This window comes from Qipengyuania vulgaris, from assembly GCF_009827325.1.
Taxonomy (GTDB): domain Bacteria; phylum Pseudomonadota; class Alphaproteobacteria; order Sphingomonadales; family Sphingomonadaceae; genus Qipengyuania; species Qipengyuania vulgaris.
The window spans coordinates 90,670-112,843 of the sequence record NZ_WTYC01000005.1 but is presented as its reverse complement, the minus strand read 5'-3'; the positions used below and the strand labels follow the sequence as shown (position 1 = coordinate 112,843).

Genomic DNA, 22,174 nt, shown 5'->3' with positions numbered 1-22,174 from the left:
GGGGCGCACTCCTGCTAGCGGAGGGACCATGACTGAAGTCCTCGAACTCGCCAAGCGGCTGATGTCCGCGCACAGCGTAACCCCCGCCACCGGCTCCGTGTTCGACGAGCTTGAAGCGATGCTCGAGCCGTTCAGCTTCACGATCAAGCGCTTCATTAGCGGGCACGGCGAAACAGGCAGCCCCGAGGCACCGGTCGAAAATCTGTTCGCCGTCCGCCATGGGCCGGCGGGATCGAAGCACTTCGCCTTCGCTGGCCATCTCGACGTAGTGCCCCCCGGCGGCGGCTGGACCTCCGACGCTTTCGCCCCACAAGTGCGCGGAGAACTGCTCTACGGGCGGGGCGCAGTCGACATGAAAGGCGCGATCGCCTGCATGGTCGACGCGGTGAAAAACGTGCCGGCCGAGGCGGGGACGATCAGCTTCATCATTACCGGGGACGAGGAAGGCCCCGCGCTCCACGGCACCCGCGCGCTGATCGACTTCATGCGCGAGGCAGGCCACCAGCCGGATCTGTGCCTCGTCGGCGAGCCGACCAGCGTAAACCGGCTGGGCGACATGATGAAGATCGGCCGGCGGGGTTCGCTCAATATCTGGCTCACGGTTGAAGGAACTCAGGGCCACGTTGCCTACCCGCACCTTGCCGACAATCCGATCCCCAAGCTGGTCGCGATGCTTGCCGAGCTCGACGCGCTGGTCCTCGACCAGGGCAATGACTGGTTCCAGGCCTCGAACCTCGAAATCACCGATCTCGAAGTCGGCAACCCGGCACACAACGTCATTCCCGAAGCTGCCAAGGCGCGCATCTCGATCCGTTTCAACGACGAGCATTCGGGTGCCTCGCTTTCCGAAAAGGTGGCCGCGATTGCTGAAAAGCACGGCGGTACCACGCTGCCGATCATTTCGGGCGAACCCTTCCTCACCCCGCCGGGCGAATTCAGCGACATCATTGCCCGTGCCGTGAAGGCGGAAACGGGCGTCGATCCCGAACCCTCCACCACCGGCGGCACTTCCGATGCGCGCTTCCTGCGCGCGGTGTGCCCGGTGATCGAATTCGGCCTCGTCAACGCCACCATGCACAAGCGCGACGAAGCTGTAGCCATCGAAGACCTTTCCACGCTAAGCCGCATCTACGCGCGCATAGCCAGAGACGCGCTGACATAATTTACCGGGACGTGAGGGGATACGCATGCTGAGGGTCTGGTTCGAAATTCCGCTGTGGCAGCGCGTGCTGACTGCGCTCATCCTCGGCGTGCTCACAGGTTATGCCTGGGGACCGGATGCGGAAAGCATCAAGTGGATCGGCGATTTCTTCATCAAGTCGATCAAGATGCTGGTCGTCCCGCTGATCTTCTTCAGTCTCGTTTCCGGCGTCGCCGCCATCGGCGATTTGCGCAAGCTTGGCGCAGTCGGAGGGCGGGCGATGCTGCTGTTCATCGTGACCGGTCAGATCGCGGTGTGGCTGGGCCTCGCGCTCGGCACCTTCGTTGCTCCCGGCAGCGGGGTGGATACCAGCGCCATCGAGCGCGGCGAGACCCCGGTGCCCAACGAAACCACGGCGGTGGACATGATCCTGTCAATCGTGCCCGAAAGCCCGGTTCAGGTCATGGCCGATGTCGCGGTGCTGCCGCTGATCGTCTTCTCCATGCTGATCGGCATCGGAATATTGATGGCGAAGGAAGACGGCCTGCCGGTGCAGAAAGTCTTCGATAGCGGCGCGGTGATCATGCAGAAGGTCACCATGGTCGTCATGGAACTCACCCCCTTCGGCGTCTTCGCGCTGATGGCCTGGGTTGCCGGAACGCTCGGCCTCGACGCGCTGCTGGCGCTGTCGAAGCTGGTGGCGCTGAATTATGTCGGCTGCTTGCTGATCATCTTCGTGATGTATTCGGCGATGATCAAGTTCCTCGCCAAGCTGCCGGTGCGCGATTTCTTCCGCGGCATCGTGGATGCAATGGCGGTGAGCTATTCGACTGCCAGCTCCAACGCGACGCTGCCCGTCACCCTGCGATGCGCGGAGCGAAATCTCGGCGTCTCGAACTCGGTGGCGAGCTTCGTGATCAGCCTGGGCGCGACGATCAACATGAACGGCACGGCGATGTATCTCGGCCTTGCCACGCTGTTCGGCGCGCAGATCTTCGGCGTGGACCTGAGCTGGGGCGATTACTTCCTCATCTCGATCCTTGCCACGCTCGGCGCGGTCGGCGCAGCGGGCATTCCGGGCGCAGGCCTAATCATGATGGCGCTGGTTTTCGGCGCTGTCGGCGTGCCGCTGGAGACGATCGCATTCGTTGCCGGGGTGGACCGGATAATGGACATGATGCGCACCACGACAAACGTCAGCGGAGATGCGGCGGTGGCGACAACGGTGGCGGTGATGACGGGCGAGATCGACCGGGGCGAGATGGTCTCGGCGGATGACGTTTGAGTCAGTGTGCTGATGGCTGATTTATCAGACTGCATCGTCACGCTTGGTTTTTGGGATGACGATCTAGATCCGGAGCTATTTACCGAACTACTCGAATGCAAGCCGACCGTGGGGGTCAAGAAAGGTGAGGCATGGGTCACGTCCCTCGGTAGATCAAAAATCGCCCCAACAGGTTCTTGGCGACTTGAGGTCGACAAGGAAGTCTCGGGCAATCTTGAGATGAAAATCGCGACGTTATTTTCAAGTGTGACCGACGACCTATCGCGGTGGAAGCAACTTCCGAGAGCAGAGCGCGCGCAGCTGTTCTGTGGCCTTTTTATGGTTTGCGTAAACGAAGGTGTGGGGTTGTCGCAGTCAATCTTGCAACAGATTTCGGATCGAGGTTTGGCTCTTGAGCTCGACTTATATGGCGTCAGGGAAGGCTAACGCCCCTTCGGCTTCTCCAGCACCTTCTTCCGGTAGCTGCACAGATCCGCCACCTTGCAGCGCCAGCACTCGGGCGTGCGTGCCTTGCAGACATACCTCCCGTGCAGGATCAGCCAGTGATGCGCGCCGAGGCGGAAGGGCTGGGGCACGCGCTTTTCGAGCTTGGCCTCGACTTGCTCGGGCGTCTTGCCTTTGGCCAGGCCGGTGCGGTTTCCGACACGCAGTATGTGCGTATCGACCGCGAAGGTCTCCTGCCCGAACCAGCAGTTGAGTACGACATTGGCGGTCTTGCGCCCTACGCCGGGAAGACGCACGAGGTCTTCGCGCGTGGCGGGCACTTCGCCGCCATATTCGTCCACCAGCAACTGGCTCATGGCGATCACATTTTTTGCCTTGGAATTGAACAGGCCGATGGTCTTGATGTGTTCCTTTAGCCCCTCTTCGCCCAACTCCAGCATTTGCTCAGGGGTCTCCACGTCGAGAAACAGTGCTCGGGTGGCCTTGTTCACTCCGACATCGGTCGCCTGCGCCGATAGCGCCACGGCCACCACCAGCTGGTAGGCATTGCCATATTCCAGTTCCGTCTCTGGCGAGGGGTTGTCTTCCGCCAGACGCCGGAAGAATTCGAAGATCTGGTCCCTGGTCATGCCACGCGCGTCAGATGCCCAGTACCTGTTCCATGGTATAGCGGCCCGGCTCTCTCCCGCGCAGCCATTCGGCCGCCCGGATCGCGCCGCGGGCGAAAATCGCGCGATTCTCGGCGCTGTGCGAGAGCGTGAGGCGCTCCTCGTCGCCCGCGAGGATCACGCTGTGCTCACCCGCCACCGTGCCGCCGCGCAGCGCCGCGAATCCGATTGCGCCTTCTGCCCGTGCGCCGGCGTGACCGTCGCGCCCGCTCTCGCGATTGTCCGCTAGCGTGATGCCCCGTGCTTCTGCTGCTGCCTCGCCGAGCAACAAGGCCGTGCCGGAGGGAGCATCGACCTTGCGGCGGTGGTGCATCTCGACGATTTCGATATCCCACTGGCTTCCGAGGCGTGAAGCCGCTTCACGTACGAGATGGGCCAGCAATGTGACGCCCAGCGAAGTATTGCCGGTCTGGAGCACGGGCACGGCGCGCGCGGCATGGTCGATGGCTTCGTGATGCTTGTCCTCGAGGCCGGTAGTTCCGACGACCATCGGAATACCCGCCCCCACGGCGGCATGCAGATTCGACTGGAGCGCGCCCGGAGCGGAAAAATCGACCAGCATGTCCGACACATCGGCCAGCTTGCTGACATCGTCACCCTTGTCCGCGCCCCCGGCATAATCGTGGCCCGACGCCTCGATTACGCGCCGCAGCGCCTCGCCCATCGCGCCCTTGCTGCCGATCACACCGATATTCGCCATAGCCCCTCCCTCGGATCCGTATTTGATTGGTAGGCTTTGATCTGCCCTACCGCTTCGCTACGTGAGGGCAATGACCAATATCCGCAACATCGTCGTCCTGACCGGCGCGGGAATATCCGCAGAGAGCGGGATCGATACGTTCCGTGATGCCGGAGGGCTCTGGGAACAGCACCGGGTGGAAGACGTCGCAACGCCGGAAGGCTTTGCCCGTGACCCCGAACTCGTCCAGCGCTTCTACGATGCACGGCGTGAGGCGGTTCGGAAGGTTTCGCCCAATGCCGCGCATGAGGCGCTGGCGCGACTTGATGCGGAATGGGAAGGAGATCTCCTGATCGTTACGCAGAATGTCGACGATCTCCATGAGCGAGCCGGGGCGAAGCGGGTGCTTCACATGCATGGCGAATTGCTGAGCGCGCTGTGTTCGCGGTGCGAGGCACGTCACCGCTGGAGCGCGCCGCTGTTGGGTCAGCCGTCCTGCCCCGGCTGCGGAGAACAAGCGCTCCGTCCGGATGTCGTGTGGTTCGGCGAAATGCCCTACGAGATGGACCGGATCTATGCAGCATTGCACCGTGCGGACCTGTTCGTGAGCATCGGGACCAGCGGCGCGGTCTATCCGGCCGCGGGCTTCGTACGCGAGGCGCGCGAACTGGGCGCGCGCACGCTGGAGCTCAATCTGGAACGCGGCGAAGGCTCATACTGGTTCGACGAATCGCGGCAGGGCAAGGCAGGGAAGCTCGTGCCGGAATGGGTGTCGCAGATCCTAGATACCTGAACCGCATCCCTTGCAGGCCGGGTCCTTCGCAATAGTGAATTGCCGCATCCCGGGCTGCATCCCGTCGAGCAGGTTCACCCGGCTCCATTGCGGATCGCCGAAGCCGCTCACATTATCGAGCAGCACCCGCACCGCATGCAGCGCGGCGAAGCTTCCCACCCATCCGGCCATCGCACCGAGCATGCCGTCCTCGGCGCAAGTGTCGCAATCTTCCGCATCGAAAGCGTCGCCGACGAAGCAGCGGTAGCAAGCCTGTTCCGCGAGGTGACCTGCGAAGGCTCCGACCTGACCCTGGAAGCGCCCCACGGCGGCTGACAGCAGCGGTACGCCTGCCTTCACGCAGGCATCCGAAACCGCGAGGCGTGTGGCGAAATTATCGGTTCCGTCGAGCACGAGATCCACACCTTCGACAAGCGCAGCGGCGCGGACAGGATCGATCCGTCGGTCGCTGATCTCGACCTCGAGCGCAGGGTCGAACAGCTTCACCCAGCGCTTGGCGGAAACGGCCTTGCCGTGACCGACGTCGCGTTCGTTATAAAGCGTCTGGCGCTGGAGGTTCGAGGTATCGACCTTGTCGTCATCGACCAGCGTCAATCTACCGATTCCTGCAGCCGCGAGATACTGCAACGAAGGACTGCCGATTCCACCCAGTCCGACCAGCACAAGGTGCTTACGAGCCAGCGCGACCTGCCCTGCGCCGCCGATTTCCGGCAGGACGATATGGCGCGCAAAACGGTCGAGGCGATCGGGGGACAGGCTCATGGAAAGCCTGTTGGCATCAAGTGGGAAAACTGTCGACAGGCCTCTGCGCCCGGCCTGTCGATCAGCTTTGGCTCCGCGCCTGCGCGATCCGAAGGGCTACGGAGTGAAGTTCGTTCAGCTTTCCAGCTGGCGGAGAAGGCTGCGCACGTCGCCGTCCATGTCGGCATCGCGCTGGCGCAGGTCCTCGATCAGGCGAACGGCGTGGATCACGGTGGAGTGATCGCGTCCGCCGAATTTGCGACCGATCTCGGGATAGCTTCGCGGAGTAAGTACCTTGGACAGGTACATCGCCACCTGCCGCGGGCGGACCACGGCACGCGCGCGGCGCTTGGAGCTCATCTCGCTGCGGTCGATCCGGTAGAACTGGCAGACGGTCCGCTGGATCTCGTCGATGGTGATCCGGCGGCGGTTTGCCGAGAGGATGTCGGTGAGTTGCTCCTCGGCCAGCTGGAGCGAGACTTCCTGACCAGTCAGCTGGGCATAGGCGATCAGCTTGTTGAGGCCGCCGACCAACTCACGCACGTTGCGCGTAATTGTGCGTGCAAGGAAGTCGAGCACGTCCTCGGGCACGGATAGCGGTGCGAACTTGGTCAGCTTGGAATGGAGAATCTTCTTGCGAAGTTCGATATCGGCCGGCTGGATGTCAGCGACCAGACCCATCGAGAGGCGGGAAAGAAGGCGCGGCTCGACACCGTCGAGTGCCTGCGGTGCACGGTCTGCGGCGAAGACCAGGCGCTTGCCCTCATTGAGCAGCGCGTCGATCGTGTAGAGCAATTCTTCCTGCGCCGAAGCCTTGCCGATGATGAACTGGATGTCGTCGACAAGCAGCAGGTCGAAGCTGCGCAGGCGGGCTTTGAACTCCATCATCCGGTTCGCTTTCAGCGCCTGGACGAATTCGACCATGAACCGTTCGGCGCTGCAGTAGAAGATCCGGCTGCGGTTGTGCGTCTGGAGGAACGTGTGACCGATGGCGTGGAGGAGATGCGTCTTGCCCTGACCGGTGGCGGCCTTGAGATAAAGCGGGCTGAACTGCGGTTTCTCGGTTGCAGCCATGCGCTGCGAAGCATTGAAGGCGAGGATATTCGCTTCGCCGGTCACGAAGGCGGCAAAGGTCAGCGAGGCGTCGAGACCTACCGAAGAGGTGAAACCGGAATCGCCGAGCGTATCTGCGCCGATTGCCATCATCGATGTGTCGGCATCGTTGGCCGGGCGGCGACCATCGTTATGGAGGCGCAGGTCGGCAACCTGGCGGCGGCCCGGATGAACAGAAATGGCGACCTTGCGGACTTCGTTGCGTGCGATCTTCCATGCCAGGCTCAGCCGGTCGGCAAAGCGGTCCTTCACCCAGTTGGCGCTGAACTCGGTCGGAAGATAGAGGTCGAGCGTGCCCGTATCGGCATCGATCTTGCCCAGCTGGATCGGCTTGATCCACTGGCTGTGAAGCTGATGACCCAGATCCTTGCGGAGTCCCTGGCTAATATCGGCCCAATCCGCTGCCAGGTTTACCGCCTCGAGATCTTCCATGTCGTCAGTCGCCTTCCGCTTGCCAGCAAGCTCGCCCGCTTTTGTCATTTTCTCATTCCCCCCAGACGGTCCGATCCGTGATCGTCTGCTATTTCAAGGCGGCTCGCCAGGAGGGTAGGCACGGCTCCGCCATTGCCCGGAATCGTCTGATTCACGGGTGGTCCCTCCCCTTGGCCATCGATGTGAATACCCGGGCTGTCCCCCCCGGGCAGAACCGTTTTTTAAGTCGCGTTCGTGATGAGTCGCAAGGGGGATAACTGTAAAAAAGTCGAAATAAACTTGTTGACTCGACGCTACCCCGCAGCCCCCCGTTCATGCATTTGAAAATGCATGCAATTCGCTGAAATATACGCGCGAATCGCGGGATTCCGGAGGATCACATTACATTAGAATGACAATTCGGTTTTGATAAGAAACTCGAACAGCACGAAGGGGCCGCCGGATGTTCCGACGGCCCCTTCAAATTTTCCTATGGTCGGCGTCAACCGACCCGAATCAGAGAGCGGCGACGCGCTTCGAAAGACGGCTCATCTTGCGGGCCGCGGTATTCTTGTGGAGTACACCTCTTGCAACGCCGCGAGCGAGCTCAGGCTGAGCGTTCTGCAAAGCGGTCTGGGCTTCCTTCTTGTCGCCGGTTTCGAGCGCCAGCTCCACCTTCTTCACGAAGTTGCGGATGCGGCTCATGCGCGAGGTGTTGATCTCTGCGCGGCGGTCGTTGCGGCGGATGCGCTTTTTGGCTTGCGGCGTATTGGCCATGTTTGTCCTCGGTCGAGCCGCAGCTATGAGCGGCGAAAATCAATTGGTCGTGTCGAAAAGGGCGGATGGACCGCCGGAAAGCGGCGCACTTAGCGTTGGCCTTGCGAATCGTCAAGCGAAAGCGGAACCGTCGGCAGAGCGCCCGGTTCTCGTCATATGGACAGATCCCCGAGGAAGGACAAGCAGTGACTGACAAGCTCGCATTGACCGATGAGCAATGGCGCGAAAAACTGACACCGGAGCAATATCATGTACTCCGTGAAAAGGGCACCGAGCGCGCCTTCACGGGAAAATACGAGAAGAACAAGGCGGAAGGCGATTATCATTGCGCGGCCTGCGGTCAGTTGCTCTTCGAAAGTGCCGATAAGTACGACAGCGGTTCGGGTTGGCCCAGCTTTACGGCACCTGCTGAGGGAGATGCGGTCGAAGAGCACCGCGATATGACGCACGGAATGGTCCGCACCGAGGTGATTTGCTCCAATTGCGAAGGCCACCTTGGTCATGTCTTCCCTGATGGTCCGGGGGAAAGCGGCCTGCGCTACTGCGTCAATTCCGCCGCGCTGGAATTTGATCCTGACGACTGATGCGCCACATTCTCCACGGAGAATGCCGCATTCACCCGAGGTTACGTCTCGCCATGACAGTTTATGGCGGATAAAGGGCAACCCAATCGTAACGAGGGAATTCGCACTCGATGGACAAGAGAGGCAGCCGCCGCAAAAGCAGCAAGCGCGCTGCACGAGCATCGCGCGCACAAGCGGATGGCAGACGCGATCACGGCCGCGTGAAGCTTTGGTTCAGGCGGCTGCTCATCTGGGGCGGCGGCGCGGCTGTCCTCGGTCTCGTTTTCCTGGCTATTGCAGTCGCCTTCGCGGCACGGTCCTTGCCCAGCTATTACCAACTCAAGGCGACCCAAAACGCGCAGACGATCGTCGTGCGTGCGCGGGACGGAACCGAGATTGTCGAACTCGGACCCAGCTACGGCAAATGGCTCTCGAGCAACGAAATCCCGCAGGTGATGAAGGATGCGATGATCTCGGTCGAGGACCGCCGTTTCTATTCGCATCCCGGGGTCGATCCCTATGGTCTGACACGGGCAGTCTATGTCTGGGCGACAGGCGAAGACCGGCTTGGTGCAACGTCGACCATAACCCAACAGCTCGCGCGGAATGTCTTCCTGAATTCCAATCGCTCGCTCGACCGCAAGTTACGCGAGGCGGTGCTTGCGATGGCCTTGGAATGGAAGTTCTCGAAGGAGCAGATTCTCGAGCTCTATCTCAACAAGGTTTACTTTGGCGGCGGAGCGTACGGCATCGATTCCGCGAGCCGGAAGTTCTTCAGCCATCCCGCGACCGAACTCTCGACGGCAGAGGCCGCCATTATCGCCGGCCTGGTAAAGGCGCCGAGCCGCTATTCGCCGACTGCCGATGTCGATGCCGCCGTTGCCCGCGCCAGCGTGGTGCTCCGACTGATGCGCGATCAGGGCAGGATCAGCCCGAGCGAGGCCCAGGTCGACGTATCCGCGGTAAAGCTCAAGGAGGACACCGGCACCAATTCGGTCCGCTATTTCACCGACTGGGCGCTGCCGCAGCTCGATCTCCTTCTGCCTGAGACCTTCGAACCGATCGAGGTCTGGACCACGCTCGACCCCGGGATGCAGAGGGCGGCCACGGCATCCATTTCTGCAAACACCCCGGAGGGGGCGCAGGGCGCGCTGGTGAGCCTCGATCGTGACGGCGCCATCCTCGCGCTGGTCGGCGGAACGGATTATGTGCAGACTAACTACAACCGCGCCACCAATGCACTGCGGCAGCCCGGTTCGAGCTGGAAGCTTTTCGTTTATCTCGCGGCACTGGAGGCTGGTTATACGCCCGAAGACCGCGTGGTCGACACAGAGGTATCGATCGGTGGGTGGAGCCCCCGCAACTCGAATGGCCGGAATATCGGCGAAACCAATCTTCGCACAGCCTTCGCCTATTCGATCAACACTGTCGCGGCGCAGCTGGGAAATGAGGTGGGGTTCAGCGCGGTGGCCTCCATGGCCCGCCGGTTCGGCATAACCACGCCGATCAACACCTACCCTGCCATGGTTCTGGGATCGAACGAGGTTCGTCTGCTCGACATGACCCGGGCCTTTGCTGCCGTTTCGGCAGGGGGCTCCTCTGTAGAGCCATACGGCATCGTAAAGGTGACGACGGCCGATGGCGATCTTCTCTACCAGCACAAGCGTGCACGCAGTTCGCAATTGGTCCCTGATCATGTCGCACGTGGTATTACCGATCTCCTGCAGACAGCAGTGCAGACAGGCACGGGTCGTGCCGCTCAGATCGGGCGACCGGTTGCCGGAAAGACGGGCACGACCAGTTCGAACAAGGACGGTTATTTCGTCGGCTTTTCTTCGGGGATCACGACCGGGGTCTGGATGGGGCGCGACGACAATGCCCGGGTCGGCGGCCTTCAGGGTGGCCGCGCTCCGGCACAAGCCTTCGCTGCCTATATGCGTTATGCGGTGAAGGACCGCCCGGTCGAGGAATTCGACACGGAATTGCAGCTTCCCGAATGGCAGCTGGAGGAAGAAGACGACTTTTTCTTCGGCGATCCGGACGACTATTATTACATCGATGAGCAAGGCAATCTCATCGAACCTGGCCGCAGCGACGAACCGGGCGGCGCGATTCCGTTTCCTGGCGACGGTGAGGGGCCGGGCGGGCAGGATGATGCAATGCGTCCTTCCTCGCCGGTGCCTCAGCCGGGCCAACGTGTCCCTGCACCACGTCCGCAAACTCCCAACGGACGCGGCGCCGACGGAGCTCCGCAGGCCGTGGACGACGATTTTCTCGACGGCGTGATCGGGCGTGACAGGCCGAGGCCTTCACCATCGCCGACGCGCAACCCGGGTTGATTGCCCTACGAAAAACCCCTCCCGGAGCGATCCGGGAGGGGCCATTTTCTCAAGATATCTTTATCAGTCAGCGCATGCGTACCGCGATATATTGAGGCGAACCGCCCCGACGCTGCACTCTCAGAAGAACGGCATCACGATTTTCAGATTGGGCACTGCCGACAATCGATTCGAGCTCAGAGACCTGAACGACCGGACGATAGTTTGCCGTCAAAATGATGTCGCCGCGACGCAGGCCCTTGCGAGCTGCATCCGAGTTCTGGTCGACCGAAGCTACCACCAGTCCGCGTGTGTCGGGGCCAACACCCAGCTGACGAGCGATCTGCGGTGTGAGCTGCAGCACTTGGAGCCCGAGACTGTCATCGAGAACCGCGCTGTCGCTCGGCGCCATGTCGTCCTCTTCTTCAGCGTCGGGATCGAACATCTGGCTTTGGCGCAGCTCTTCCTCGGTCGGGCGCTTGCCGACAGTGACATTCAGGCGGCGACGCTCGCCGTTGCGGATCACTTCTAGCGGTATTGTGGTCCCCGGCGCGACATTAGCGACGAGATAAGACAGGGTCTGGTCGGGAGTAACGTCGCGTCCGTTGACGGAGAGCACGATATCGCCAGCCTCGACTCCGCCCTGCGCAGCGGCCTCGCCCGGCTGGACCATCTGGACGATTTCACCGCGATTGCGTTCGAGGCCAAGCGATGCGGCAACGTCGTCGCTCACGGGCTGGATCTGGATTCCCAGATAGCCGCGTTCGATTTCGATGCCGCGTACCAGCTTGTCGACAATCGGCTCGGCGATTTCGGCAGGAATCGCAAAGCCGATCCCCACGCTGCCGCCTGTCGGCGAGATGATGGCATTGTTGATGCCGATCACATTGCCTTCCATGTCGAATAGCGGACCGCCTGAATTGCCGCGGTTGATGCTGGCATCGGTCTGCAAATAGCGGTCATATGCGCCGCCCCCGGTATTGCGGAGCACGGAGGAGACAATCCCGCTGGTAACGGTCCCTCCGAGGCCGAAGGGGTTGCCGATGGCAATCACCCAGTCTCCCACGCGGGCCTGGCTAGAATCGCCGAACTTCACGAAGGGGAACGCTTCTCCCCGGTTGACCTTGAGTACGGCGAGGTCGGACGACGGATCGGTACCGATCAACTCGGCCTCGTATTCAGTGCCGTCCGGGAGAGTTACGGTAATTTCTTCAACCGATCCGCGACCGGTCGGGCTGACAACGTGATTATTGGTAACGACGTAACCGTCGGCAGAAATGATGAATCCGGAACCAAGCGATTGGCCCTCGCGATATTGCGGTTCGCCATTCTGCTGTCCTTGGCGACGATTGAATAGTTCTTCGAAGGGAGTGCCGGCAAACGGATTGCCTCCGCTCTCCACTTCGATCCGCTGGCGGGTCGAGATGTTGACCACAGCCGGCTGTAATTGAGCAGTGAGGTCTGCGAAGCTGGCCGGCGCACCCGCACGCGGAGACATGCGGGCTATTTGCGTGTCGTCGTTCTGGGCAACCTGTGCTCCGGCCGGGAAACCGGCGAGGGAAAGGGCGGCACCACCGGCAAGAAGGGTGGCGGTTACGGAATAGGCATATCGCACTTTTTTCACGTCCTCTTTCAAATCCTCTGTGTCAGTTCGCAGATCGTACATCCATTTGGGGTATGCAATGCGCAGACTGCGGTTCCAAACGGCAACCTGCTGTCAGGCGCGGTGAATGCGCCTTGAACGGAGCCTGCTGCAGCACCGAGCTTTCGACCAAAGGTCAACGGCGTCCGCGGAACTGCTGGAGATACTCATTATCCGGAGACAGAATTATGCTGCTTTCCGCGCTGCTGTTCTCTGCCGCGAAAGTCGCATCGTAGCTCTGCATCGCGCGGTAGAAGTCGTAGAAATTCGCATCCTTGCCGAACGAGTCCGCGTAGATCCGCGCCGCATCTGCATCGGCATTTGCGCGAATAATACGGGCATCACGGCTGCCTTGTGCGCGGATCGTGCGCGCTTCGCGCTGCCGATCCGACTCCATGCGGGTAAATGCCGATTGCAGCGGCGCATCGGGCAAATCGGTTCGAGTGATCTGCACTCCGACCACTTCGGCTCCGTATTGGCGCGCTTGTCGATCCAGATTGATCCGGACATTCTCGAGGGCCGACCCCCGCTCTGCCGTCAGCATGGCCTGGAAGGTACGGCGACCAAGCTCCTGTCGCAGTACGGAGTTCAGTATCGGCTCGAGAGCGTTGCGAACCCCGTCCGTGGAGCCGGCGCGCTCCACCATGCGAACGGGATCAGTAATGCGGAACCGGGCATAGGCGTTGACCAGCAGGCGCTGCTGGTCGTTGGACAGCACTTCCTCGTCACTCATCTCGAGGTCCAGCAGCCGCTTTTCGATTCGTACGACACGGTCCACGAACGGCATTCGCAAGTAGATACCCGCGCCTGTGTCTCCGCCGGGTGTATTTACCGTGCCGATCGGTTCGCCTGTCCGAATAACGACGGCCTGTTCTTCTTCAGGCACGATATACACGCTCATCAACAAGCCGATCAGCACCAGGGCGCCGATGATGATCGAGAGGCGGTGATCTTCCCAGATACGCTGCATCTTACTGTCCTTCGGGCGCGGTAACGGTGGCGGCTGGCTGCGATTGCTGTGCGCGGCGCCGAATTTCGGGAAGCGGCAGATAGGGCGTGACGCCCTGCGCTTCGATAACGGTAGTGTCGGTGTTGCTCAGGACACGCTCCATGGTCTCGTAATAGAGACGCTGGCGCGTGACTTCCGGGGCCAACCGGTATTCCTCGTATACCTTGTCGAAAGCTTCGGCTTCACCCTGCGCCTGTGCCAGCACCTGCTGGGCATAACCCTGGGCCTGGTTGCGTGCGGCGTCGGCGTTCTGTTCCGCAACCTGCACGTCGCGGAATGCGTCGACCACCTGACCGGGCGGATCGGCCTTTTCGATTTCGACACCCAGCACGTTGATGCCAGCCTGATAATTGTCGAGCGTCCGCTGCATTCTTTCGCGCACATCCAGTTCGATGGCCGCACGCCCTTGGCCGGAGAACGTCTCGTCGAGTTGCTTTTCGGCGATCGAGGCGCGCATGGCTGCCTCTGCCACTTCGTTGACCGTCTCGATTGGGTCGACGACGCGGAATTTGAAGTCGGAAAGATTGCGAATGTTCCAACGGACGATGTAGCTCAGATCGACCAGGTTCTGGTCGCCGGTAAGGATAAGCTTTACCTGCGTGTCATTGCCCGGGATGCGCACGGCACGCACGCCCTGAACGTCTTCCACTTCGACTGATTCGATTGGAAATGGGGCCGTGAACTGCAGACCCGAATCCAGCGTGCGGGTATAATCGCCCAGCGTCTTGACCACGGCCTGCTGCTGCGGCCCGATCAGATGAACACTTGTGGCGAGTAGACCAAGCGCGATGATGCCGACCACCAGAACGGGAAACCAGCTCTTGCCGCCGGGCCTCTGGGGCATGCGGAATCCGGGCCCGCCGGGTCCACCGCTTCCTTGGCGACGCGGACCCTCAGGGCCGCGGTTCCTGAAAATGTCTTCGATGTTGGGACCGCGGCGTCCGTCGCCGCCTTTTCCGCCGGAACCTGGGGGCAGCCAAGGATTACGCGGGCCCTTGGGCTTATCGCCGCCTCCGTTGTCACCGTCATCGCCCGAACCCGAGGAGCCATCGCCCCCCGAACCCCATGGATTGTTTCCTGCCATTGCGAGGCGGATCCTCTGTCCAAGCCCGTCCAAAATTCTCATAACTGTCTTATAGGAAGGCTTTGGCGGAAAAACAGGGGTTGCAGCGCGCTTTTCGATGCTACAGCAGCGGCCGACATGAGCCGCGCCGATTTTTCCGACCAGTTTCCGCCCGAAATTGCAGCCCGCATCACGGGATCGGTCCTGAACGAAGGACGTGCGACGGTAGTGCTCGATGTCGCAGGCCTCTCTGACGAGCAGCGCGCCGATATGGAACGCTTGATCCAAGACAAACTTGAAGCGCGCGAAGATGTTGGCGGCGTGCGGGTTGTCATGACAGCCGAACGAAAGGGCCCGATGATAATTGCCATCGGTTCGGGCAAGGGCGGCGTGGGCAAGTCGACGCTGACCGCCAATCTCGCTATCGCCCTCGCGCGCAGCGGCGTGAAAGTCGGGCTGGTCGATGCAGATATTTATGGCCCGTCGCAGCCCGTAATTTTCGGTAGCCAGGGGCAGAAGCCCGATGCGCGCGACAACAAGCCGGTCCCGATCGAAAGCAAGTATGGCGTGCCGCATCTATCGATGGGGCATCTCGTGGCGCCGGGCAAGGCATTGGCTTGGCGCGGCCCCATGGCGGGAAGTGCACTCGGACAGCTGATTGAGGCGCACTGGAGCAAGGACATGGAGGTCCTGCTGGTGGATTTGCCGCCCGGAACGGGCGATGTGCAGCTTACCATGATCCAGAAGTTCAAACCGGCAGGCGCGATACTGGTTTCAACACCGCAGGACCTGGCGCTGATCGATGCCGCTCGCGCCGGGCAATTGTTCGACACCGCAGGCGTGGAGGTCATCGGACTGGTGGAAAATATGTCGGGCTATGCCTGCCCTCATTGCGGTGAAGTGTCCGATCCGTTCGGTGCGGGCGGTGTGGAAGCGGCGGCCGGGAAGCTCGACCTGCCGTTCCTCGGACGTATCCCGCTCGATATCGCGATAAGGCAAGGTAGCGATGCCGGCGATCCTCCGGCGGCGGGCGATAGCTCCATGGCCGAACCGTTCCTGCGGATTGCCGAAAGATTGCAGGCATGGATCTCCGCGAAAAACTGAATGGCCTTCAGGTTTCTCGCCGCAAGCTGCTGGTCGGCGCAGCGGCGGGCGGGGGACTGCTACTTGCTTGGTCGTTCTGGCCGCGTAGCTACGAAAGCCCGTTGGCGGCGCGCGAGGGTGAGACGGAGTTCGCTGGCTGGCTAATAATCGGCCGCGACGGGGTGGTCACGGTAGGCATTCCGCAACTGGAAATGGGACAGGGCGTGGGCACCGTCCTCGCACAGATCGCGGCCATGGAGCTGGGGGCGGACTGGCGGCAAATCGGGATCGAGCCCGTTCCTCCGTCTGGCTTCTTTGCAAATCTGGCCCTTGCCGCCGAATGGTCTCCACTGTGGGAAGGGCTCCTCGGTGCGGGCCAGGATTCGCAAGACAGATCGGTGGAAAGGTTCGCGAGATCTAACGATTTCACAGTAACGGCTGCCGGCACCAGCCTTGCTGCTTACGAATTGCCACTTCGCGAGGCGGCGGCCAGCGCACGCGACATGCTTACGCGCGTTGCAGCGGATCGCTGGGAGGTAGAACCGGAAGAATGCGAAGTCGCGGAAGGCTTCGTCATCCATTCGGGCAACCGCCTGCCTTTCGGTGATCTGGCGGCAGAGGCCGCTGAATACGACCCACCAGATCCGCCTCCGCTCCGGCCCATGCCGGCCTTCGAAGAGCCGATACCTGGCGAAGGCAGTGCGCAGACGCTCTTTGCGCGGCTCGACTTACCGTCGAAAGTAGATGGCAGCCACCTTTTCGCTGCAGATGTTCGTCTTCCGGGCATGGTGTATGCCTCGATACGGCACGGTCCCTATGGTTTGCCGGAACTGTTGCGCTTCAACGCAGATGCTGTCGCCGGAACGGGCGGGTTAGTTTCCGTCATCAAGTCCAAACGCTGGCTCGCAGCTGTGGGGGAGAGCTGGTGGATCGCCGATCGCGCACTGGCTAAGATGCGCCCGGAATTCACGGGCCCCGGCGCGATGGAGCAGGTCGTGCTTGACAGCGAAATGGAACGGGCGGTCGAACAGGGGCCGGACCTCGCCGAACGGATTGAGACCATCGGAGAGCCCGACAGTCTTCCTGCCGAGCCGCAGGTTATCCAGCGCTACGATATCGCCCCAGCTACACATGCTCCGCTTGAAACTGCATCGGCGACCGCACAGTTATCAGGCGGACGCCTCAAACTGTGGATCGCCACCCAGGCTCCTGCAGCAGCACGCGATGCAGCAGCGAAGGCCATCGGCCTCTCACCATCGGACGTGATACTCTATCCGATGCCGGCGGGGGGGAGCTTCGATGCTCGACTTGAAAAGCAGCATGCGATCGAGGTGGCGCAGATTGCTGCACAGGTCGGCAAGCCCGTCCAGTTGACCTGGTCTCGCGCGCAGGATTTCCAGGCAGTCCCGCCTCGCGCTCCGATCTCGGCCGAGATAGCCGCTGCCATCGGTGCACAGGGACAGCCCTTGGCATGGCGCGCCAGGATCACCTCGCCATGCTGGATGCGCGAGGTCGGGCATCGGTTGTTCGACAATTATACTTCCGAGGCAGCGAAGCGCGAAGCAGAAGGCGAAGCGGATCCTTTTGTGGTCGACGGCGCGCTGCCGCCCTATAGCCTCGCCCATGTCGCGATCGAGCATGTCCCCGCCGCCGTAAGTTTGGCGACGGGCCGAATGCGCGGCGGAGCGCACGCCTACACATCCTTTTTCACCGAATGCTTCATCGATGAGCTGGCGAGGAATGCCGGACGGGATCCGTTTCTTTACCGCATGGCAATGTTGGGGGGAGCCCCGCGAATGGCCGAGACGCTGCGCCGCGCGACGCGGCTCGGGGACTGGGACGGGGGACAGGAAGGTTCGGGCGAAGGCGTCGCCATGGTTCGCATGGGAAGAAATCCGGAAACGGCCGGACATATCGCATGCGTTGCCCACGTCAGACGCGGGGAAGGAGGCATTGCCGTGCGACAGCTGAGTGCGGTGGTAGATATCGGACGTATCGTTAACGTCGATATTGCCCGCCAGCAGATTGAGGGAGGCCTCCTTTATGGGATGGGACTCGCGTTGGGAGCACCACTAAGCTTCAGCAGCGGCCATCCCGTGCCGAGGACATTGAGCGGAATGAAACTCCCATCTCTCGCGCAGACGCCCGATATGCTGATCGACTTCGTGGCAAGTGATGCCGAACCATTCGATCCGGGAGAAATCGGGGTCGCCGTGGCCGCACCAGCCATAGCCAATGCGCTCTTTGCCTTGACGGGTGAGCGATCTTACCGTCTGCCGCTGACCCCATGACTTTGCAGCCCCAGAGCCTTCCCGTAGACCATCCCTCCGTGCAATCCGGACGGGTGGGTATGCTGCTCGTCAATCTTGGCACGCCCGATGCACCCGAAGTCGGTCCCGTCAGGCGCTATCTTGCGGAGTTTCTGTCGGATCGCCGCGTGGTCGAGATCCCCCCAATCGCCTGGCAGCCCATTTTGCGCGGGATCATCCTCAACACCCGGCCCAAGAAGAGCGCGCACGCCTATTCGCAGGTTTGGACCGAGGATGGATCGCCCCTCGCGGTCATCACCCGCAAACAGGCGGAGGCCATGCAGGAAGCTTTCGGCGAGCGCGTGAAGGTCGATTGGGCGATGCGTTACGGCACGCCGTCGATTCCCGAACGATTGCAAGCCCTGATGGATGCGGGCTGCGAGCGCATCTTGCTGGCCCCGCTCTACCCGCAATATTCAGCCGCGACGACGGCAACGGTTGTGGACAAGGCTGCGGACAAGCTGCGGACAATGCGTTGGCAACCTGCGCTGCGTACTTTGCCCGCCTATCAAGACGACCCGGCTTATATTGAAGCGCTGGAAGCGGACCTGACCCGCCAACTGGATGCGCTGGATTTTCAACCCGAAGTCCTGCTCCTTAGTTTTCATGGCATGCCTGAGCGGACGCTGCATCTCGGCGATCCGTATCATTGTCACTGCCAGAAGACTTCGCGGTTGCTGCAGGAGCGTCTGAAAAGGAGGGACCTACGAATCCGCACGACGTTCCAGTCCCGTTTCGGACCGGCAAAATGGCTCGAGCCGGCGACAGACACAGTAATCGGCGAAGAAGTTGCGAAAGGGACGAAACGACTGGCCATCGCGGCTCCGGGGTTTTCCGCGGATTGCCTCGAAACCTTGGAAGAGCTGGCGATCCAGGGGCGCGACCAATTCCTTGAAGGTGGGGGTGAAAGTTTCGCTGCTCTTTCCTGCCTCAATACTTCGGAGGCGGGTCTGATCATGCTCGAAACGATCCTTAGGCGCGAACTATCCGGCTGGATAGATTGCTAATTGCTACTTAATACCTGCTGAGGCATAGTCGGCCGATGGCAACTTTGGCAGCACACGACCCGATCCCGACGCATTGGAGCGAAGGCAATCCGAGCGACGACCAACTCGCCCACATCCCCGGCGAGGGAGGCTGGCCGCTGGTTGGTAACACCTTGAAGATGCTCAAGGACCCTCACGCGTTCACCCGGCATATGGTTCGGACCTACGGAAGGGTCTACAAGAACAAGGCTTTCGGAGGCTGGAACGTTGTGCTGATCGGTGCCGATGCGAATGAGCTGGTGCTGTTCGATCGCGGCAAGAATTTCAGCAGCGAGCAGGGGTGGGGCCCGATCCTCGACCAACTCTTTCCGCGCGGGCTGATGCTGCTCGATTTCGATCACCATCGCGCCGACCGCCGCGCCCTCTCGATCGCTTTCAAACCGGAGCCCATGCGGCACTATTCGGGGAGCCTCAATCGCGGTATCGCGAAGAAGATGGAGGATTGGGGTGAGGGATCGATGCAGTTCTACCCCTCCATCAAGTCGCTGACACTCGATCTCGCTGCAGACAGTTTCATCGGCATCGAATGGGGACCGGAAGCCGACCGAATCAATACGGCTTTCATCGACATGGTGCAGGCGAGCGTCGCACCGGTGCGCAAGCCATTGCCCTTCACCCAGATGAAGCGCGGTGTGGACGGGCGTGCCTTTCTGGTGGATTTCTTCACCCGGGAAACGCATCGCCGCCGTGCCGAGGGCGGGGGGCAAGACATGTTCAGCCAATTCGCCACAGCGGAATATGAGGATGGCAGCCGTATGCCGGTCGACGAAGTCGTCGATCACATGAACTTCCTGATGATGGCGGCTCATGATACGATCACCAGCTCGGCGACGTCACTCATCTGGCTGCTCGCGAAGCATCCCGAATGGCAGGAAAAGCTAAGGCAGGAGGTCACAAGCGTGACAGGCGGAGCTGGCTCTGACGGCGAGCCGCGGGATCTTGCCTATGAAGACATGGGAAAGCTGGAACTCTGTGAAATGGCCTTCAAGGAAGCGCTGCGCATGGTACCGCCCGTTCCATCAATGCCTCGCCGTGCGCTGAGAGAATTCGAGTTTGGTGGATATCGCATCCCGGCGGGCAGCCATGTCGGGATAAACCAGTATTTCGTGCATCATGATGAACTGCACTGGGACGATCCCTTCGCCTTCGACCCGACGCGGTTTACGCCCGACAAGGTGAAGGCGCGGCACAAATACGCCTGGGTGCCGTTCGGAGGCGGCGCGCACATGTGCTTGGGTCTCCACTTCGCTTACATGCAGGTGAAGATTCTACTGGCCCAGTTCCTGCCGCGCTATCGTGTCAGCCTCGAACAGGAGCCAGACTGGCAGCCCTGGCCTATCCCCAAGCCGAAAGACGGGCTCCGAATTCGGCTCGAGAAAATCTAAAAATCGATCGCGATGCCGTCCTTGACCCAGTCGCCGTAGCGGGTCGGACTGAGGTCTTCATCGTCGCTACCTTTTTTCGGTTCGGGCGGCGGCTCGCTGTTCCAGTGTTTCGGCTTGTCGAAAGTCTCAGGTCGCTTGGTCGCACGTTTTGTCATGAGCGCAAGATGAGCACACTGGCGGCGTTGCGCAAGAGCGCGTAGAGGCGCTGCCTCATGGTCCAGCCTACCGGAATACACGCGCGCCGCGCCGCGCTTCGCCTGCTCGATGCCGTCCTTCGCCGTGGCGAGACGCTCGACATTGCCTTTGCGGCCGCGACCAAGGACGTGCGCAAGTTCGAGGACAAGGCACTCGCGCGGGCCATCGCAAGTGAAGTGTTGCGCTGGCTGGTAGACCTCGACGCCCTCATCGACAGCACGACCAAAAAGCCGCTGCCCGGGGATGCCAAGGTGAGAATGGTACTGCGCATGATGCTGGCGCAATGGTTGCGGCTGCAGACCCCGCCACATGCAGTCATCGCCACATGCCTGCCTCTCCTTGCCGGTGGCCCGCGCAAGTTGGCGCACGGGGTTTTCTCCACACTGTCCAAGCGCGAAGTGATCCTGCCGGACGTGCCCACTTTGCCTGCCGAGGTTGCGGAGCGCTGGGGCGAGCGAAGCGCGTCGATCGCGCTGGGTCTCGCCGAGCCGCCACCGCTCGATATTACGCTGAAAGACCCGGCGCAGACAGAGATCTGGAAGACGAAGCTCGCCGCCGACAGCATCCTGCCCGGACACCTGCGGCTTCCGCGCGGCGAAAATGTAGAGAAGCTGGCGGGTTTTGCCGAAGGCGAATGGTGGGTGCAGGACCTCGCCGCCTCTCTCCCCGCGAGATTGCTCGGTGCTGGGGAGGGGCGCCATGTGCTCGATCTGTGCGCCGCACCCGGGGGGAAGACACTGCAGCTGGCCGCGCAAGGTTGGCAGGTGACTGCGCTCGACATCTCCAAACGCCGCCTCGACCTGCTGAAAGCAAATCTCAAACGCACCGGCCTTAAGGCAGGCGTGGTTCGCGCAGATGCGCTTGGCTGGGAGCCGAAGCACCATTTCGATGCGATCCTGCTCGATGCGCCCTGCACCGCAACCGGCACGGCCCGACGCCACCCCGACGTCATTCATCGGATCGGCCAGCGCCAAGTCGAGGAAATGGCCGAATTGCAGGCCGCACTGATCGAGCAGGCAGGCCAGTGGCTCAAGCCCGGGGGGCTATTGGTCTATGCCACTTGCTCCCTTGAACCCCCCGAAGGCGAGGAACAGGGATTTGCAACCCTGCAAACGGTTCCGATCGAACAAAGCGAGCTACCTGCCGGGCTTTCTCCTTGCGCCGACGGCAGCTTGCGCACCGATCCCGGAATGCTTGCCGAGCGCGGTGGGCTCGATGGTTTTTATATCACGAGAAAGCGCAGAGCCGCCTGATTCCAAGGTTAAACGTGACCGGCGTCGCCTCAACTCGTCGCACCGGCTGACCGAACCGGCCCCAGTCTTGCCACATTCCGGCCACTGTTCATTTTCGAGCAAGGCAAATCCCAACATTTCTCTCCGTCTCGCGGGGCCGAGCCCCGGTCCCCTGCGCCGTTTCGGCGTGGAGGTAATGACGTAAGGATTACGAGCACCGGGTCGCCGGTCATGACCTCGCCCTCCCCCCTCAAGGCGGTGTCATCGTTTAATAAGG

General features: G+C 61.5%; 20 protein-coding genes. 11 read left to right on the top strand and 9 right to left on the bottom strand.

All coding sequences use genetic code 11. From position 1 onward, the window contains the following. Positions 1-28: 28 nt before the first annotated feature. Genes dapE through GRI69_RS10725 form a run of 3 tightly spaced genes read left to right on the top strand, consistent with a single transcriptional unit; the run spans position 29 to position 2,852 of the window. Positions 29-1,162 carry a succinyl-diaminopimelate desuccinylase gene (gene dapE, locus GRI69_RS10735; protein ID WP_160728281.1) on the top strand — a complete coding sequence of 378 codons (1,134 nt, stop codon included), beginning with the start codon at positions 29-31 and terminating at the stop codon, positions 1,160-1,162. Between the two features lie 25 nt (positions 1,163-1,187). Beyond that, positions 1,188-2,426: a dicarboxylate/amino acid:cation symporter gene (locus tag GRI69_RS10730; protein WP_160728280.1), complete on the top strand. Its 1,239-nt coding sequence runs from the start codon at positions 1,188-1,190 to the stop codon at positions 2,424-2,426. Positions 2,427-2,438: 12 nt separating this feature from the next. Then, positions 2,439-2,852, top strand: a complete 414-nt coding sequence (locus tag GRI69_RS10725; RefSeq protein WP_160728279.1) for a DUF4279 domain-containing protein — start codon at positions 2,439-2,441, stop codon at positions 2,850-2,852. Here GRI69_RS10725 and nth read toward each other — a convergent pair. Beyond that, on the bottom strand, positions 2,849-3,499 hold the full coding sequence (gene nth, locus GRI69_RS10720) for an endonuclease III (protein WP_160728278.1): 651 nt from the start codon (positions 3,497-3,499) through the stop codon (positions 2,849-2,851). The two genes, GRI69_RS10725 and nth, sit on opposite strands and share 4 nt — an antisense overlap. Before the next feature lie 10 nt (positions 3,500-3,509). After that, entirely contained in the window at positions 3,510-4,238 is a 729-nt protein-coding gene (gene dapB / locus GRI69_RS10715; RefSeq protein WP_160728277.1) for a 4-hydroxy-tetrahydrodipicolinate reductase, read from the bottom strand. A gap of 70 nt (positions 4,239-4,308) precedes the next feature. On the opposite strand from dapB, the gene GRI69_RS10710 reads away from it, so the two are divergent. After that, positions 4,309-5,010 carry an NAD-dependent deacylase gene (locus GRI69_RS10710; protein WP_160728276.1) on the top strand — a complete coding sequence of 234 codons (702 nt, stop codon included), beginning with the start codon at positions 4,309-4,311 and terminating at the stop codon, positions 5,008-5,010. Here GRI69_RS10710 and GRI69_RS10705 read toward each other — a convergent pair. The 3 genes from GRI69_RS10705 to rpsT form a co-directional block, all read right to left on the bottom strand. Further along, entirely contained in the window at positions 4,999-5,772 is a 774-nt protein-coding gene (locus tag GRI69_RS10705) for a HesA/MoeB/ThiF family protein (protein WP_160728275.1), read from the bottom strand. The two genes, GRI69_RS10710 and GRI69_RS10705, sit on opposite strands and share 12 nt — an antisense overlap. A gap of 114 nt (positions 5,773-5,886) precedes the next feature. Beyond that, positions 5,887-7,344 carry a chromosomal replication initiator protein DnaA gene (gene dnaA, locus GRI69_RS10700; RefSeq protein WP_160728274.1) on the bottom strand — a complete coding sequence of 486 codons (1,458 nt, stop codon included), beginning with the start codon at positions 7,342-7,344 and terminating at the stop codon, positions 5,887-5,889. Between the two features lie 447 nt (positions 7,345-7,791). After that, positions 7,792-8,052: a 30S ribosomal protein S20 gene (gene rpsT, locus GRI69_RS10695; protein WP_160728273.1), complete on the bottom strand. Its 261-nt coding sequence runs from the start codon at positions 8,050-8,052 to the stop codon at positions 7,792-7,794. 185 nt (positions 8,053-8,237) lie between these two features. On the opposite strand from rpsT, the gene msrB reads away from it, so the two are divergent. Then, positions 8,238-8,636 (top strand): peptide-methionine (R)-S-oxide reductase MsrB, encoded by a 399-nt coding sequence (gene msrB, locus GRI69_RS10690; RefSeq protein WP_160728272.1) that lies wholly within the window; start codon positions 8,238-8,240, stop codon positions 8,634-8,636. A 110-nt stretch (positions 8,637-8,746) separates the two neighbouring features. Continuing rightward, positions 8,747-10,954, top strand: coding sequence for a transglycosylase domain-containing protein (locus tag GRI69_RS10685; protein WP_160728271.1), 2,208 nt, complete (start codon positions 8,747-8,749; stop codon positions 10,952-10,954). Between the two features lie 67 nt (positions 10,955-11,021). Here GRI69_RS10685 and GRI69_RS10680 read toward each other — a convergent pair whose 3' ends face one another. The 3 genes from GRI69_RS10680 to hflK form a co-directional block, all read right to left on the bottom strand. Beyond that, positions 11,022-12,599 (bottom strand): Do family serine endopeptidase, encoded by a 1,578-nt coding sequence (locus GRI69_RS10680; protein WP_202391977.1) that lies wholly within the window; start codon positions 12,597-12,599, stop codon positions 11,022-11,024. Between the two features lie 112 nt (positions 12,600-12,711). Further along, complete coding sequence (hflC, locus tag GRI69_RS10675) at positions 12,712-13,545, bottom strand: protease modulator HflC (protein WP_160728270.1); 834 nt, start codon at positions 13,543-13,545, stop codon at positions 12,712-12,714. Position 13,546: 1 nt separating this feature from the next. Beyond that, entirely contained in the window at positions 13,547-14,668 is a 1,122-nt protein-coding gene (gene hflK, locus GRI69_RS10670; RefSeq protein WP_237453059.1) for a protease modulator HflK, read from the bottom strand. 117 nt (positions 14,669-14,785) lie between these two features. Here hflK and GRI69_RS10665 point away from each other — a divergent pair, with 117 nt between their 5' ends. Genes GRI69_RS10665 through GRI69_RS10650 form a run of 4 tightly spaced genes read left to right on the top strand, consistent with a single transcriptional unit; the run spans position 14,786 to position 20,470 of the window. After that, the gene (locus tag GRI69_RS10665; RefSeq protein WP_160728268.1) at positions 14,786-15,751 is read left to right on the top strand and encodes a P-loop NTPase; all 966 of its coding nucleotides are present in this window, start codon (positions 14,786-14,788) and stop codon (positions 15,749-15,751) included. Continuing rightward, complete coding sequence (locus GRI69_RS10660; protein WP_160728267.1) at positions 15,730-18,021, top strand: molybdopterin cofactor-binding domain-containing protein; 2,292 nt, start codon at positions 15,730-15,732, stop codon at positions 18,019-18,021. Before GRI69_RS10665 ends, GRI69_RS10660 begins: the two co-directional genes overlap by 22 nt. After that, positions 18,018-19,046: a ferrochelatase gene (gene hemH / locus GRI69_RS10655; RefSeq protein WP_160728266.1), complete on the top strand. Its 1,029-nt coding sequence runs from the start codon at positions 18,018-18,020 to the stop codon at positions 19,044-19,046. The genes GRI69_RS10660 and hemH overlap by 4 nt, the downstream gene beginning before the upstream one ends. Positions 19,047-19,081: 35 nt before the next feature. Beyond that, on the top strand, positions 19,082-20,470 hold the full coding sequence (locus GRI69_RS10650; protein WP_160728265.1) for a cytochrome P450: 1,389 nt from the start codon (positions 19,082-19,084) through the stop codon (positions 20,468-20,470). Here the strand turns inward: GRI69_RS10650 and GRI69_RS10645 are convergent. Continuing rightward, complete coding sequence (locus GRI69_RS10645; protein ID WP_160728264.1) at positions 20,467-20,625, bottom strand: DUF1674 domain-containing protein; 159 nt, start codon at positions 20,623-20,625, stop codon at positions 20,467-20,469. The two genes, GRI69_RS10650 and GRI69_RS10645, sit on opposite strands and share 4 nt — an antisense overlap. Before the next feature lie 57 nt (positions 20,626-20,682). Between GRI69_RS10645 and GRI69_RS10640 the strand changes: the two genes are divergently transcribed. Beyond that, the gene (locus GRI69_RS10640) at positions 20,683-21,918 is read left to right on the top strand and encodes an RsmB/NOP family class I SAM-dependent RNA methyltransferase (RefSeq protein ID WP_160728263.1); all 1,236 of its coding nucleotides are present in this window, start codon (positions 20,683-20,685) and stop codon (positions 21,916-21,918) included. The last annotated feature ends 256 nt before the right edge of the window (positions 21,919-22,174 follow it).

Excerpts from the sequence above, each read along its gene's own strand:
- dapE (WP_160728281.1), top strand. The coding sequence starts at position 29 with ATGACTGAAGTCCTCGAACTCGCCAAGCGGCTGATGTCCGCGCACAGC.
- GRI69_RS10730 (WP_160728280.1), top strand. The coding sequence starts at position 1,188 with ATGCTGAGGGTCTGGTTCGAAATTCCGCTGTGGCAGCGCGTGCTGACT.
- GRI69_RS10725 (WP_160728279.1), top strand. The coding sequence starts at position 2,439 with ATGGCTGATTTATCAGACTGCATCGTCACGCTTGGTTTTTGGGATGAC.
- nth (WP_160728278.1), bottom strand. The coding sequence starts at position 3,499 with ATGACCAGGGACCAGATCTTCGAATTCTTCCGGCGTCTGGCGGAAGAC.
- dapB (WP_160728277.1), bottom strand. The coding sequence starts at position 4,238 with ATGGCGAATATCGGTGTGATCGGCAGCAAGGGCGCGATGGGCGAGGCG.
- GRI69_RS10710 (WP_160728276.1), top strand. The coding sequence starts at position 4,309 with ATGACCAATATCCGCAACATCGTCGTCCTGACCGGCGCGGGAATATCC.
- GRI69_RS10705 (WP_160728275.1), bottom strand. The coding sequence starts at position 5,772 with ATGAGCCTGTCCCCCGATCGCCTCGACCGTTTTGCGCGCCATATCGTC.
- dnaA (WP_160728274.1), bottom strand. The coding sequence starts at position 7,344 with ATGACAAAAGCGGGCGAGCTTGCTGGCAAGCGGAAGGCGACTGACGAC.
- rpsT (WP_160728273.1), bottom strand. The coding sequence starts at position 8,052 with ATGGCCAATACGCCGCAAGCCAAAAAGCGCATCCGCCGCAACGACCGC.
- GRI69_RS10685 (WP_160728271.1), top strand. The coding sequence starts at position 8,747 with ATGGACAAGAGAGGCAGCCGCCGCAAAAGCAGCAAGCGCGCTGCACGA.
- GRI69_RS10680 (WP_202391977.1), bottom strand. The coding sequence starts at position 12,599 with ATGTACGATCTGCGAACTGACACAGAGGATTTGAAAGAGGACGTGAAA.
- hflC (WP_160728270.1), bottom strand. The coding sequence starts at position 13,545 with ATGCAGCGTATCTGGGAAGATCACCGCCTCTCGATCATCATCGGCGCC.
- hflK (WP_237453059.1), bottom strand. The coding sequence starts at position 14,668 with ATGGCAGGAAACAATCCATGGGGTTCGGGGGGCGATGGCTCCTCGGGT.
- GRI69_RS10665 (WP_160728268.1), top strand. The coding sequence starts at position 14,786 with ATGAGCCGCGCCGATTTTTCCGACCAGTTTCCGCCCGAAATTGCAGCC.
- GRI69_RS10660 (WP_160728267.1), top strand. The coding sequence starts at position 15,730 with ATGGATCTCCGCGAAAAACTGAATGGCCTTCAGGTTTCTCGCCGCAAG.
- hemH (WP_160728266.1), top strand. The coding sequence starts at position 18,018 with ATGACTTTGCAGCCCCAGAGCCTTCCCGTAGACCATCCCTCCGTGCAA.
- GRI69_RS10650 (WP_160728265.1), top strand. The coding sequence starts at position 19,082 with ATGGCAACTTTGGCAGCACACGACCCGATCCCGACGCATTGGAGCGAA.
- GRI69_RS10645 (WP_160728264.1), bottom strand. The coding sequence starts at position 20,625 with ATGACAAAACGTGCGACCAAGCGACCTGAGACTTTCGACAAGCCGAAA.
- GRI69_RS10640 (WP_160728263.1), top strand. The coding sequence starts at position 20,683 with ATGGTCCAGCCTACCGGAATACACGCGCGCCGCGCCGCGCTTCGCCTG.